Origin of the sequence: uncultured Paracoccus sp. (assembly GCF_945915435.1) — a bacterium.
In the GTDB taxonomy this organism is placed as follows: Bacteria; Pseudomonadota; Alphaproteobacteria; order Rhodobacterales; family Rhodobacteraceae; genus Paracoccus.
The window spans coordinates 23382-36579 of record NZ_CAMEFG010000040.1 but is presented as its reverse complement, the minus strand read 5'-3'; the positions used below and the strand labels follow the sequence as shown (position 1 = coordinate 36579).

11 protein-coding genes are annotated in these 13198 nt (G+C 70.2%); 9 read left to right on the top strand and 2 right to left on the bottom strand.

What is annotated here, in order from left to right:
• Together Q0O97_RS13255 and Q0O97_RS13250 are read right to left on the bottom strand one after the other, a co-directional pair.
• A partial coding sequence (locus Q0O97_RS13255; protein WP_294930080.1) for a DEAD/DEAH box helicase occupies positions 1 to 934 on the bottom strand: 934 nt, incomplete at its 3' end.
• 594 nt (positions 935 to 1528) lie between these two features.
• A complete protein-coding gene (locus Q0O97_RS13250) occupies positions 1529 to 2734 on the bottom strand; it encodes a PLP-dependent aminotransferase family protein (protein WP_294930078.1) in 1206 nt (401 codons plus the stop codon).
• 153 nt (positions 2735 to 2887) lie between these two features.
• Between Q0O97_RS13250 and Q0O97_RS13245 the strand changes: the two genes are divergently transcribed.
• The 9 genes from Q0O97_RS13245 to Q0O97_RS13205 all read left to right on the top strand — a co-directional run bounded on the left by Q0O97_RS13245 (position 2888) and on the right by Q0O97_RS13205 (position 13191).
• On the top strand, positions 2888 to 4258 hold the full coding sequence (locus Q0O97_RS13245; RefSeq protein ID WP_294930075.1) for a YcjX family protein: 1371 nt from the start codon (positions 2888 to 2890) through the stop codon (positions 4256 to 4258).
• A gap of 9 nt (positions 4259 to 4267) precedes the next feature.
• On the top strand, positions 4268 to 5908 hold the full coding sequence (locus Q0O97_RS13240) for a TIGR01620 family protein (RefSeq protein WP_294930073.1): 1641 nt from the start codon (positions 4268 to 4270) through the stop codon (positions 5906 to 5908).
• 208 nt (positions 5909 to 6116) lie between these two features.
• Complete coding sequence (gene pbpC, locus Q0O97_RS13235; RefSeq protein ID WP_294930070.1) at positions 6117 to 8183, top strand: penicillin-binding protein 1C; 2067 nt, start codon at positions 6117 to 6119, stop codon at positions 8181 to 8183.
• A gap of 55 nt (positions 8184 to 8238) precedes the next feature.
• On the top strand, positions 8239 to 8676 hold the full coding sequence (gene arfB / locus Q0O97_RS13230; protein WP_294930067.1) for an alternative ribosome rescue aminoacyl-tRNA hydrolase ArfB: 438 nt from the start codon (positions 8239 to 8241) through the stop codon (positions 8674 to 8676).
• On the top strand, positions 8673 to 9131 hold the full coding sequence (locus Q0O97_RS13225) for an NUDIX hydrolase (protein ID WP_294930064.1): 459 nt from the start codon (positions 8673 to 8675) through the stop codon (positions 9129 to 9131). Before arfB ends, Q0O97_RS13225 begins: the two co-directional genes overlap by 4 nt.
• Before the next feature lie 10 nt (positions 9132 to 9141).
• Positions 9142 to 10560: an inorganic phosphate transporter gene (locus tag Q0O97_RS13220; RefSeq protein WP_294930061.1), complete on the top strand. Its 1419-nt coding sequence runs from the start codon at positions 9142 to 9144 to the stop codon at positions 10558 to 10560.
• 52 nt (positions 10561 to 10612) lie between these two features.
• Positions 10613 to 11083: an SsrA-binding protein SmpB gene (gene smpB, locus Q0O97_RS13215; protein WP_294930058.1), complete on the top strand. Its 471-nt coding sequence runs from the start codon at positions 10613 to 10615 to the stop codon at positions 11081 to 11083.
• 71 nt (positions 11084 to 11154) lie between these two features.
• Entirely contained in the window at positions 11155 to 12006 is an 852-nt protein-coding gene (gene sseA, locus Q0O97_RS13210) for a 3-mercaptopyruvate sulfurtransferase (protein WP_294930055.1), read from the top strand.
• A complete protein-coding gene (locus Q0O97_RS13205; RefSeq protein ID WP_294930052.1) occupies positions 12007 to 13191 on the top strand; it encodes an amino acid aminotransferase in 1185 nt (394 codons plus the stop codon).
• The last annotated feature ends 7 nt before the right edge of the window (positions 13192 to 13198 follow it).

Sequence of the window (13198 nt, the reverse complement as noted above, 5' to 3'; positions counted from 1 at the left end):
GGCTGACGCGCTCGGTCACCAGCCGCGACATGCCGCTGCCCGGATCGAAGCGCGCGCGCCGCGCACGCCCCGCATCGACCACGCCCCGCACCCCCGGAATGGTCAGCGAGGTTTCCGCGATCGACGTCGCCAGCACCACCCGCCGCCGCGTGCCCGGCGGCGACAGGGCGGCGCGTTGGGCCTTGAAATCCATCGCGCCGAACAGGGGCACGATCTCGGCGGGCAGGTTGGCAAGGCGGGCGGCGACACGGCGGATCTCGCCCTCGCCCGGCAGGAAGGCCAGGATCGTGCCGCCGGTATCGCGCGTCTCGGCCTCGGCCAGCGCGATCAGGCGCGCGGCCTCGGCATCCAGCCGATGGCCCGCAGGCAAGGGGCGGGGCAGCCAGCGCGTTTCGACCGGAAAGGCGCGGCCTTCGCTGCGGATGACGGGGGCGCCGTCCAGCATGGCGGCAACGGGTTCGGCGTCCAGCGTGGCCGACATGACCAGCAGCATCAGGTCGGGGCGCAGGGCGGCGCGGGCCTCCCACAGCAGGGCAAGGCCCAGATCGGCATTCAGGCTGCGTTCGTGGAATTCGTCGAAGACGACGCAGCCGATCCCGTCCAGGCCGGGGTCGGACTGGATCATCCGGGTCAGGATGCCCTCGGTCACGACCTCGATCCGGCTGCCCGCGACGCTTTCGCCGCGCATCCGATAGCCCACGCGCGCGCCGGGGGTCTCGCCCAGTTGCTGCGCCAGCCGCTCGGCTGCGGCGCGGGCGGCAAGGCGGCGCGGTTCCAGCATCAGGATGCGGCCCCGCACATGGTCCAGCAATGCCAGAGGCACCCGCGTCGTCTTCCCCGCCCCTGGCGGCGCGACCAGCACCGCCCGGCCATGCGCCACCAGCGCATCCGTCAGGGGCGCAAGAACCGCGTCGATGGGCAGGGCGTCGTTCATGGGGGGCGTTATGGCAGAGGCGCGGATGGGCGGGAAGGGGATGGGGTCGGCGGAAGATGAGTTCATTGCGGTCACTCAGTCTGAAGCAAATTCAGTGAATCGCCAACCAAGGAAGAAAAATCGTTTGGCTGAGCAATAGCACGAACATGCGCAGGATAGCAGTTTCCTAAGCCTTTACTGACCCTGTTTGTTACGCGAGCCTGCTCATTGCTGAGCAAATAGAACGTTGGCGAAATGGTTTTTAGGTCCAACTCTACGAATAGGAAATAGTCTGCATCGCCCTTTGTCCTGAGATCTACAGGCCATCTAGATATCTCTGTAGGCCTTTGAAGAAACTGCCTAGTTTTGACTTCTATGGACTTTGGAACCCCGCTAATGACGGCGATCAGATCATGGCCCGGCGCACCTTCTGGACTCACGTATGCAGCGACGCCAAGCGAGTTGAGTTTAGCCAGCGCTAGATACTCTCCTAGTCGCCCAGCCTGCTGATGGGACAGTTTTACCATGAGGAAAGAACACCTCCAGAAGCCACTTGCTTCAACACTTCAATATTAGGATTGATGTCCGCAATGTCCCACATAGCAGTCACCGGGATCACCCCCGCAGCAGCCGCCCGATCCGGGCGATGCCCTCGTCGATCTGTTCGTCGCTGGCGCAGGAGTAGCTGAGCCGGATGGTGTTGGGGTTCGAGCCGTCGGCGAAGAACGCACCGCCGGGGACGAAGGCCACGCGATGCCCGGACACGGCGCGGGCCAGCAGTTCGGCGCCGTCCATGCCTTCGGGCAGGGTCAGCCAGATGAACATGCCGCCCTCGGGGCGGGTGAAGGTGACGCCGGACGGCATCTCGCGTTCCAGCGCGGCCAGCATGCGGCGGCGGCGGTGGTCGTAGACCTGGCGGATGCGCGCCACATGGTCGTCGAAGACCCTGCGCGCGACAGTGTCGGTGGCCATCTGGCTCAGCGTCGGCGAATGCAGGTCGGCGGCCTGTTTCATCAGCACCAGACGCCCGACAACCTCGGTCGCGGCGCAGACCCAGCCCACGCGCAGCCCCGGTGCCAGCGTCTTGGAAAACGAACCGCAATAGATCGTGCGCGTCTTTTCGATGTCGCCGCAGCGTTCGATGTCCAGCGCAAGGATGGGCGGAATCGGCCGGCCCGCAAAGCGCAGGGACTGATAGGCGCCGTCCTCGATGACGGGGATGTTCAGCGCCTCGGCCCGGTCCAGCAGGGCAAGGCGGCCGTCCAGCGGCAGCGTCTCGCCGGTGGGGTTGGCGAAATCGGCGGAGAGATAGGCGAATTTCACCGCGCCGCCCGCCTGCGCCGCCTCGGCCCGCACGGCGGCGGGGTCGGTGTTGGCGTAAGGGTCCAGCCGGTCATAGCGCGGCTCGTAGGCGTTGAAGGCGCCAAGCGCGCCAAGATAGGTCGGCCATGTCACCAGCGCGGTATCGCCCGGCGACAGCAGCAGCTTGCCCAGGTAATCCAGCGCCTGCTGCGAACCCGAGGTGATGAAGATATTCTCCACCCCGCATTCCACACCGATCGCCCGCATCTGCCCGACCAGCCATTCGCGCAGCGGGCGGTAACCCTCGGACACCGAATATTGCAGCGCGACGGATGCGTTTTCAGGGGCCATCGCCTGCTGGAACGCGGCAGCGAAATCCTGCGCGGGAAACAGCGCCGGGTCGGGGATGCCGCCCGCAAAGGAAATGATGTCGGGCTGGTCCAGCAATTTGAGCAGCTCGCGGATCTCGGATGCCTTCATCCTTGAATTGCGCGAGGCCAGAACATCCGTCCATTGCATGCCCGTCTCTCCCTCGTGGCGTGGAATGGCGGGAAACTGCGCCTGCGGGGCGGAAAGTGCAATGCGCAAACGGCGCAGGCCCGCCATGCGCCCTACACATCCGCCCCCGCGCCGCCTATCTTGACGCGCAGGGCATGAACGACCGGGGGCGGGATGGGAATCGGCGACGATCTGATGCGGGGGCTGGGCCTGTCGGACCCGGTCATCCGGCTTGGCGTGACGGGGCTGTCGCGGGCGGGCAAGACGGTGTTCATCACCTCGCTGGTGGCGAACCTGCTGGACCGGGGGCGGATGCACGGGCTGCGCGCGGCGGCGGATGGCGCGATCAAGGCGGCATGGCTGCAACCCCAGCCCAACGACACCATCCCGCGTTTCGAATACGAACGCCACCTGGCCGCCATGACCGGACCCGATCCGCATTGGCCCGAGGGCACCCGCCACGTCAGCGAATTGCGCCTGTCCCTGCGCGTCCAGCCGCGCGGCATGATCGCCGGGCTGCGCGGCCAGCAGGCGCTGCACCTGGACATCATCGACTATCCCGGCGAATGGCTGCTGGACCTGCGGCTGATGGACAAGACCTATCGCCAGTGGTCGGACGAGGTGCTGGAACGGATGGCGGGCCGTCCCGGCGCGGACGCTTTCGCCGCCGCGCTGCGCGGCATCGGTCCCGACACGCCCTTTACCGAGACCGCCGCGCAGGAACTGGCCGGGGCCTATACCGCCCATCTTCACGCCGCGCGCGAAGCGGGCTGGTCCGACTGCACGCCGGGCCGCTTCCTGATGCCGGGCGAGATGGCGGGATCGCCCGCGCTGACCTTCGCCCCCCTGCCCGAGGGTTTCGCGCAAGGCCCCATCCACGCCGAGTTCCGCCGCCGGTTCGAGGCCTACAAGGCGCGCGTGGTCAAGCCCTTCTTCCGCAACCATTTCGCCCGGCTGGACCGGCAGGTGGTGCTGATGGACGTGCTTGGCGCGATCCACGCAGGTCCCCGCGCGGTCGAGGACATGCGCCGCGCGATGGCCGACATCCTGGGCGCCTTCCGGCCCGGCCGCGCGGGCTGGCTGTCGCAGATCCTGGGCAGCCGCCGGGTCGAGCGGATCCTGTTCGCCGCCACCAAGGCCGACCACCTGCACCAGAGCCAGCACGGGCGGCTGACCAACATCACCTCGGCCATGCTGCGCGAGGCGCGCGACCGCGCCGATTTCGCGGGTGCGCGGACCGAGGCGATGTCGATCGCCTCGCTGCGCTGCACCACCGAGGAAATCATCCACCGCGACGGCGAGGACCTGCCCGCCGTGCGCGGCACCCTGATGGACGGACGCCAGGCGGCCTTTTATCCGGGCGAACTGCCGCTCAACCCTGCCGAACTGCTGACCCCCGCCCGGCAGGGCGCGGCGGAATGGCTGGGCGCGGATTACGAGATCATGGACTTCGCCCCCGCCCCCAACACCCTGCGCGAAGGCGACGGCCCCCCGCATATCCGGCTGGACCGCGCGGCGGAATTCCTGATCGGCGACCGTATCTGAGGTGATGACATGACCGACGACACCCCCAAGCGCCGCAAGCCCCTGCTGGTCGAGATCGAGCCGTCCGCCGCAGCGCCCCACGCACCGCGCCCGCATCTTGCGGCAAGGGACGAGGGATCGCCCCCGGACAGCGGCCACCGGCAAGAGGGTCCGGGGCCGCAAGGACAGGCCGGAATCCCCCGCGCCGGGGGCGGCATCGCCGACCGGCCCGACGGCGGGACGGCAGCGGGCAAGGCGCCACGCGGCGGAACGGGGACGGGCGGCGGCACGGATAGCGCGGCTGGCGATCCGGTGGGTTCGGGGTCCAGCGGTGGCGGCGCTGGCCACGGCGTCGATGGCGAAACGGGCAGTCGCGCAGGCAAGGCAGGCGGTCCGGCGGGCCGAGGAGACGGCGGCCGAGGGGCCTTCCTTGCGGGCGGCGGCGCAGGCGGAGGAACAGGTGGCGGAACCGGCCTCGGATCAGAAGGCCGAAGAGGCGGCCGGGCAGGAACCGGCAGCGGAAGCGGCGAAACCGGAAGCGGATCGGGGCGCGGCGGCGGGATGGCGATTGGCGGCACGGCCTTTCATGGGGACGGGGCTGCGGATGCGCGCGACCAAGGGCCTGTCGGCGCGCCCTCTGGCAAGGCGGGCGGATCCGGGGGCTTGCGTGACGACGGGCGCAACCGGCGGCCTTTGCGCCGGACAGAGGGCGGGCCATCGCCCGCTGATGCCCCTCCGGTCGACGACGGGCTGGATGGTTCCCTGCCGCAGCCGCGCACGATGATGATGGTCTCGCGCGTGTTGGGCGGGCGGCCCTCGCGGGTGACGCGGCTTTTCCTCAACAGCGGGGTAGCGCTGCTGTCCTTCCTGCTGGGGGTTGCGGCGCTGCGCTTCTTTGCTGACCTGCTGGACCGCTACCCCCTGCTGGGTTGGCTGGGGATCGGGCTGATCGGGGTTTTCGCGCTGGCCTCGCTGGCGATGGCGTGGCGCGAATACCGGGCATGGTCGCGCCTTGCCGCCATCGACCGGATCGGGCGGGACGCGGGGGCCGCGCTGGCCTCGGGCGACCTGGCCGAGGCGCGCGAGGTAAGCGCCCGGCTGTCGCGGCTTTACGCGGGCCGCCCGGAAATGGGCGTGGGGCGCGCGCATCTGGCGCGCCACGGCGACGAGGCATTCGAGGCGCGCGATCTGCTGGCGCTGGCCGAGACCGCCCTGCTGACCGACCTGGACCGCCAGGCCCGGCGCGAGATCGAGGCCGCCGCCCGCACCGTCGCCGCCGCGACCGCGCTGATCCCCCTGGCGCTGGTCGATGTCGCCGCCGCGCTGGTCGCCAACATGCGCATGATCCGCCGCATGGCCGAGATCTACGGCGGGCGCGCCGGTTCCGTCGGCGGCTGGCGGCTGGCGCGCACGGTGATGGCCCATCTGATCGCCACCGGCGCGGTGGCGGCGGGCGACGACCTGGTGCAGACCGTGGTCGGCGGCGGGCTGATGGCGAAGCTGAGCCGCCGCTTCGGCGAAGGCGTCGTCAACGGCGCCCTGACCGCCCGCGTCGGCATCGCCGCGATGGAGGTCTGCCGCCCCCTGCCCTTCATCCATCAGCCGAGGCCCACCGTCTCGGGGCTGCTGTCGCGGGGGTTGAAGGGGCTTTTCGGGGATGGGAAGGGCTGATCCGCCGCACGGGATTTGCAGGCCTTGTGCCGGTTGCAATGCCGGATTTGGGTATTTTTGTGATGAAGAAATAGCGGGCGCCGCGCGCGGATTTTCGGCGCAGGGCGGCATTTCGGCGGTTTCCCGGCCAGGCGGGAAGGCGTAGGGTTTCGTTGCGCGCATCTTTTGGCGCGCTGCCGGTTTTCTGGAAATGCCCCGACGTCCCGCGATGACTCCTCGGCCCCGCCTTGCCCTTGCGATCCTTGCGCTGGCCGCCCTGATGGCCGTGCTGGCCGGGGCGCGCGACCGATTCGACGATTGGGTGGATGCGACCGAATTGCCCTTGCTGGACATTTCCGTGGGAACCGAGGTCCTGGCCCGCGACGGGACGTTGCTGCGTGCCTTCCAGGTCGCCGACGGGCGCTGGCGGCTGGACCCCGGCCCGGTCGATCCGCTGCTGGTCGAGATGTTGCTGGCCTGGGAGGACCGGCGCTTTCACCGCCATCGCGGCGTCGATGGGCGGGCGATGCTGCGCGCGGGTGTTCAGGCGGTGCGGCATGGGCGAGTGGTCTCGGGCGGCTCGACCCTGACGATGCAGGTGGCGCGGCTGCTGGAGGACGGGCCGACCGGCCAATGGGCGGGCAAGCTGCGGCAGGTCCGCGTCGCCCTGGCGTTGGAGCGGCGGCTGGACAAGGACCGGATCGTGCAGCTTTACCTGCGCCTTGCCCCTTACGGCGCGAATGTCGAGGGGGTCCGCGCGGCCTCGCTGCAATGGTTCGCGAAGGAACCGCGCCGCCTGACGCCCGCGCAGGCCGCGCTGCTGGTCGCGCTGCCGCAGGCGCCCGAGCGCCGCCGTCCCGACCGCCATCCGCAGGCGGCCGAAGCGGCCCGCGACCGGGTGCTGGCGCGCGCCGCGGCGCTTGGCGTGATCGCGGACGAGGATGCACGGGCCGCGCTGGCCGAGCCGGTGCCGCAGGTCCGCCGCGCCTTTCCCGCCCTGGCGCCGCTGCTTGCGGCGCGGCTGGCGCGCGCGCATCCCGGCGCCACGCGGATCGAGACGACCATCGACCCCCGCCTGCAACGCCGTGCCGAGGCGCTTGCCGCCCGCGCCACCGGCAGGCACGGCGCGCGCGTTTCCGCCGCCATCGTGATGGCGGATCATCGCAGCGGGGAGATCCTGGCCTCGGTCGGTGCGGCCGAGTGGACGGGCGGGCGATCGGGGGGCTTCATCGACATGACGCGGGCCGTGCGCTCGCCCGGATCGACGCTGAAGCCCTTCGTCTACGGTCTGGCCTTCGACGACGGCATCGCCCATCCCGAGACCCTGATCGAGGATCGCCCCGCCACCTTCGGGCGCTGGCAGCCCCAGAACTTCGACCGCCATTTCCGCGGCACGGTCAGCCTGCGCCAGTCGCTGGTGTGGTCGCTGAATATCCCCGTGGTCAAGCTGGCCGAGGCGGTCGGCCCCCACCGCATCGCGCAGGCGCTGGAGCGGGGCGGCATCCGCCTGCGGCTGGAGGGCGGCGGGCCGGGGCTGGCGGTCGTGCTTGGCGGCGCGGGCGTCACGCTGGAGGAACTGGCGCAGGGCTACGGCGCGTTGGCGCGGGGCGGGCGGGGTGTCCGGTTCTCGGCCCTGCCGGGCGGGGGGCAGGAACAGCCCCTGGCGATGTTCAGCCGCACCGCCGCCTGGCAGGTGGCCAATATCCTGGCGCAGACCCCGACGCCCACCGGCACCGCCACCGGGCGCATCGCGTGGAAGACGGGGACATCCTACGGGCATCGCGATGCGCTGGCGGTGGGCTTCGACGGGGGCCATGTCGTCGCGGTCTGGCTGGGGCGGCCCGACGGCACGCCGGTTCCCGGCGCCTTCGGGGGCGATCTGGCCGCGCCGGTGATGTTCGACCTGTTCGACATGCTGGCCCATGTGCCCCTGCCCGCCCCGCCGCCGCAGGCGCTCACGGTCCCGAACAGCGCCCTGCCCGTGCCGCTGCGCCGCTTTGCCCCCGCCGGGCAGGCCAGCGCCCTGGCCGCCCGGCCCCGGCCCGGCGACGGGCTTGAACTGACCTTTCCCCCCGACGGGGCCGAGATGGACGCGACCGGCCCGCTGACCGCCAAGGCGCGGGGCGGGCGGGCGCCCTACAGCTTTTTGCTGAACGGCCACGCCGTCGCGACGGGGCAGAACCAACCCGAAGCCGTCCTGCCCAATCCCGGTCCCGGATTCGCCCGCCTGACGGTCATCGACGCGGCAGGCGCGTCCTCGACCGCGTCAATCCGGCTGCACCTACCATCAAAGTGACGTGCTTTGCGCAGATTAGGCTTTTCTTAACGCGATTACGCGACATATTCGGCCCATGCTGCATATCGACGACAATATCTTCATCCAGGAATGGGAGCTTTCCGAGCAGTTCACCCGCGCGCAGGGACCGGGCGGGCAGAACGTGAACAAGGTCGAAACGGCGGTCGAACTGCGGTTCGAGGCGGAACGCTCGCCCCATCTGCCGCCGCAGGTCAAGGCGCGGCTGAAGCGGCTGGCGGGACGGCGGTGGACGGCGGACGGCGCGATCGTCATCCTGGCGCAGGAAACGCGCAGCCAGGCGCGCAACCGCGAACTGGCGCGCGAAAGGCTGGCCGAGTTGATCCGCAAGGCGCTGGCCGCGCCCAAGCGGCGCATCCCGACGCGGCCCACCCTGGGCAGCAAACGCCGCCGGCTGGCGGCCAAGACGCAGCGCGGCGCGGTCAAGGCGCTGCGGGGGCGGGTGCCGGCGAATGGCGGGGACGGCGGCGAATGATGCGGATGCTGCGCGAAAGGCTGGGGCGGCTGCTGGGGCGCCGCCCGGTGTCGATGCAGGTGGCGGCGCTGTGCCTCGATCCGGGAACGGGGCGGGTGCTGCTGATCACCAGCCGCGGCTCGGGGCGCTGGATCATTCCCAAGGGCTGGCCCATGACCGGCCGGACGCTGGCCGAAGCCGCCCTGCAAGAGGCGTGGGAAGAAGCGGGCGTCCGCACCGACCGGCCCCTGCGCGAATTGGGCAGCTATCGTTACCGCAAGAAGCAGGATCGCGGCTTCGGCATCCCGGTCGAGGCGCGCATCTTCGCCGTCGAGGTCTCCGGGCTTGCCGACAAGTTCCCCGAGGCCGGGCAGCGCAGGCGCCGCTGGTTCGCCCCCGCCCAGGCGGCGGATCTGGTCGAAGAGCCGGAACTGAAGGCCCTGCTGCGCCGCCTGCCCGCCCCGGCCACGGCATGAGGGCGCGCGGATGAGCAGGCCCCTGCGCGATTATCCCATACTGGACAAGGACCTGGGGCGGATCTCGAATGCCGAGCATGCCTCGGTCCAGTCGCTGCGGCCCGTCATCCGCTTCGGCATCGCGCTGATTCTGGTGGCGCTGGTCGCACTGGCGGCGATCGGCGGGCTGGGGCATCACCCCTCGGTCGGGCTGATCGTGGCGGGGCTGGCGGTGGGCACCTACCTGGCGCTGTCAATCGGGGGCAACGACGTCGCCAACTCGCTTGGCCCGGCGGTGGGCGCGGGGGCTATCGGGCTGACAACCGGGCTGCTGCTGGTCGGGATGATGCAGGTCGCGGGCGCGGTGCTGGCGGGCGGCGGCGTGACGGGGCGGCTGGCCGACGGCATCGTCATGCCCGGCGCAGGCGGGCCGGGGCCCGATGGCGCGCGCATCATGGTCGCGGCACTTTTCGCCGCCGCGACCTGGATCAGCCTTGCCACCTGGGCCGAGGCGCCGGTCAGCACCACCCATTCCATCGTCGGCGCGATCCTTGGCGCGGGCGTCGTCACCCTGGGCTGGCAGGCGGTGAACTGGCACAGCCTTGCCGCGATCACGGCGGGATGGGTGATCTCGCCGCTGGTTTCGGGGATGCTTGCGGCGGGGTTGATGGCGCTTCTGCACGTCCTGATCCGGGACCGCGACGACCCGCTGCTGGCCGCGCGGAGATGGCTGCCGTGGATGATCGCGCTGACCGTGGGGCTGTTCGTCGGCAATATCCTGAACGCGGCGCTTGCGCAGCCGCCCGCCGTTGCTGCCACCGCCGGTCTGACGGCCGCGGCGGCGGCCTGGGTGCAGGCGCGCATCGCCGTCACCCGCCAGATTCGCCGCAAAAGCCGTCCCCGCGCCGCGATGAAGGCCGTGTTCCGCCTGCCGCTGGTGGGCGCCGCGCTGCTGATGGGGTTTGCCCACGGGGCCAATGACGCCGCCAATGTGATCGCGCCGCTTTCGACGATCTTCGCGGGCGCGCAGACCGGCGCCCTGCGGATCGAGGGCTGGATGCCGCTGCTGGCAGGCCTTGGCATCGCGGCAGGCGCGATCCTGTTCGGGCGGCGGCTGGTCCACATGGTGGGCAGCAAGATCACGCGGCTGAACTCGGCCCGCGCCTTCTGCGTGCTGATGGCGACGGCGCTGACGGTGATCGGGGCATCGGTCGCGGCGCTGCCGGTCTCGACCACCCATGTCGCGGTCGGCGGCGTCTTCGGGGTGGGGTTTTACCGCGAATGGCGCGACCGGCGGCGCGCGAAATCCGCCGCCGCCCTGCCGGTCGAGGAAAAGGCGCGCCGCCAGCTTGTCCGCCGCTCGCATGTCCGCACGATCTTCGGGGCCTGGCTGGTCACGGTGCCCGCCGCCGCGCTGCTGTCGGCGGCGCTGACCGCGCTGATTTTCTGAAAGCGCGGCGGATCTTTACTTCGCCCCGGTGCGGCCCTATCTGTGCGGGGTCATGGCCACGAAATCAGACCCGAATTACAAGATCATCGCCGAAAACCGCCGCGCGCGCTTCGATTACTTCATCGAAAGCGACCTGGAGGTGGGCATCGTCCTGACCGGCTCCGAGGTAAAGAGCCTGCGCACCGGCCAGTCGAACATCGCGGATTCCTATGCCTCGGTCGAGGGGGGCGAGTTGTGGCTGATCAACGGCTACATCGCCGCCTACAAGCAGGCCGGCGTCTTCGGCCACGAGGAACGCCGCCGCCGCAAGCTGCTGGTTTCAAAGCGCGAACTGGCGCGCCTGTGGCAGGCCGTGGGACGCGAGGGGATGACGCTGGTGCCGCTGGTGATGTATTTCAACCACAAGGGCCGGGTGAAGCTGAAGATCGGCGTCGCCAAGGGCAAGAAGGTCGCCGACAAGCGCGAGACCAGCGCCAAGCGCGACTGGAACCGGCAAAAGCAGCGGCTGCTCAAGCAGGGTTAGGCCCCATTGCGGCCCGCGCCGCAGAGGGTTACATCGGGGACCGGGCAAAGCATTGCGACGGGGTGCCTCTCATGGCCGATGATCCAAGGGTTCTGGTTTCGACCGAATGGCTGGCCGCGCGGCTGGACGATCCCGATTTGCGCATCCTGGACGCAAGCTGGCACCTGGACCCCGAACGCGACGCCGCTGCCGAATATCGCGCCGCGCATATTCCCGGCGCGCGATTCTTCGACATCGACGAGATTTCCGACCAGCGCAGCAACCTGCCGCACATGGCCCCCCCGCCCGAGAAATTCGTCGCGCGGCTGCGGCGGCTTGGCATCGGGGACGGGCAGCAGGTCGTGGTCTATGACGCCTCAGTTGTGCGCAGCGCGGCGCGGGTCTGGTGGCTGTTTCGCCTGATGGGCAAGACCGACGTGGCCGTGCTGGACGGCGGTTTCGCCAAGTGGCGGGCCGAGGGCCGCCCGGTCGGCGATGCCCTGCCCAGCCATCGCGACCGTCACCTGACTGCGCAGCGCCAGCCCGCGCTGGTGCGCGACGTCACCCAGGTCGCCGCGGCAGCCAAGCTGGGCAGCCACCAGATCGTCGATGCCCGCACCCCCGAGCGTTTCCGCGGCGAGGCACCCGAGCCGCGCCCCGGCCTGCGCGCGGGCCATATCCCCGGCGCGCGCAACCTGCCCTTTGGCCGGTTGCTGAACCCCGACGGCACGATGAAGGACATCCCCGAACTGCAAGCCGAGTTTCAGGCGGCAGGGGTCGATCTGTCGCGGCCGGTCATCACCTCTTGCGGGTCGGGCGTCACGGCGGCGGTGCTGTTTCTGGCGCTGGAGCGGCTGGGCCACCGCGATCATTCGCTTTATGACGGAAGCTGGGCCGAATGGGGCAGCTTCCCCGACCTTGACATCGCAACCGGAGACGCGTGAATGCTGTCCAATCTGACACCCCAGGAACCCGACAAGATCCTTGCCCTGATGGGCGAGTTCAAGGCCGACACCCGGCAGGGCAAGATCGACCTCGGCGTCGGCGTCTACAAGGACGCCAGCGGCCACACCCCGGTCATGCGCGCCGTGCGGCAGGCCGAGCAGCGCATCCTGGAAACCCAGACCACCAAGTCCTACACCGCCCTGCCGGGCGAGCAGGAATATCGCGACGCGATGGCGCGGCTGATCCTTGGCGAGGGGCTGGAGGGCGCGCGCACCGCCTCGCTGGCGACGGTCGGGGGCACCGGCGCGCTGCGCCAGGGGTTCGAGCTGGCGCGGATGGCCAACCCCGGCATGCGCGTCTTTCATTCCGACCCGACCTGGCCCAACCATGTCTCGATCCTGAAGTTCATGGGCGTCGAGGCGGTCCCCTACCGCTATTTCGACGCGGCCACGCGCGGCGTGGACTTTGCCGGGATGAAGGCCGACCTGGCGCAGGCGAAGAAGGGCGATATCGTCCTGCTGCACGGCTGCTGCCACAACCCCACCGGCGCCAACCTGACGCTGGAGGAATGGGCCGAGGTCGCGCAGGTCCTGGAAACCACCGGCGCGGTTCCGATGATCGACATCGCCTATCAGGGTTTCGGCGACGGCTTGCAGGAAGATGCGGCGGGCACGCGCCTGATCGCCTCGCGCCTGCCCGAGGTGCTGATCGCGGCCTCGTGCAGCAAGAACTTCGGCATTTACCGCGAGCGTTCGGGCGTGCTGCTGGCGCTGAGCGAGGGCGGCAAGACCCGCGACCTGACGCAGGGGGCGATGGCCTTCCTGAACCGGCAGACCTATTCCTTCCCGCCCGACCACGGCGCGCGGATCGTATCCACCGTGCTGAACGACGACGCCCTGCGCGCCGACTGGATGACCGAGCTTGAGGAGGTGCGCCAGGGCATGCTGGCGCTGCGCGAGCAACTGGCGGCGGAACTGCGCAGCCTGTCCGGCTCGGACCGTTTCGATTTCGTGGCGCGGCATCGCGGGATGTTCTCGCGCCTTGGGGCGACGCCCGAGCAGGTCAAGCGGATCAAGGACGATTTCGCGATCTACCTGGTCGGCGATTCGCGGCTGAACATCGCGGGGCTGAACCAGACGACCGTGCCGATCCTGGCCCGCGCCATCGTGGATGCGGGTATCTGACAGGCGG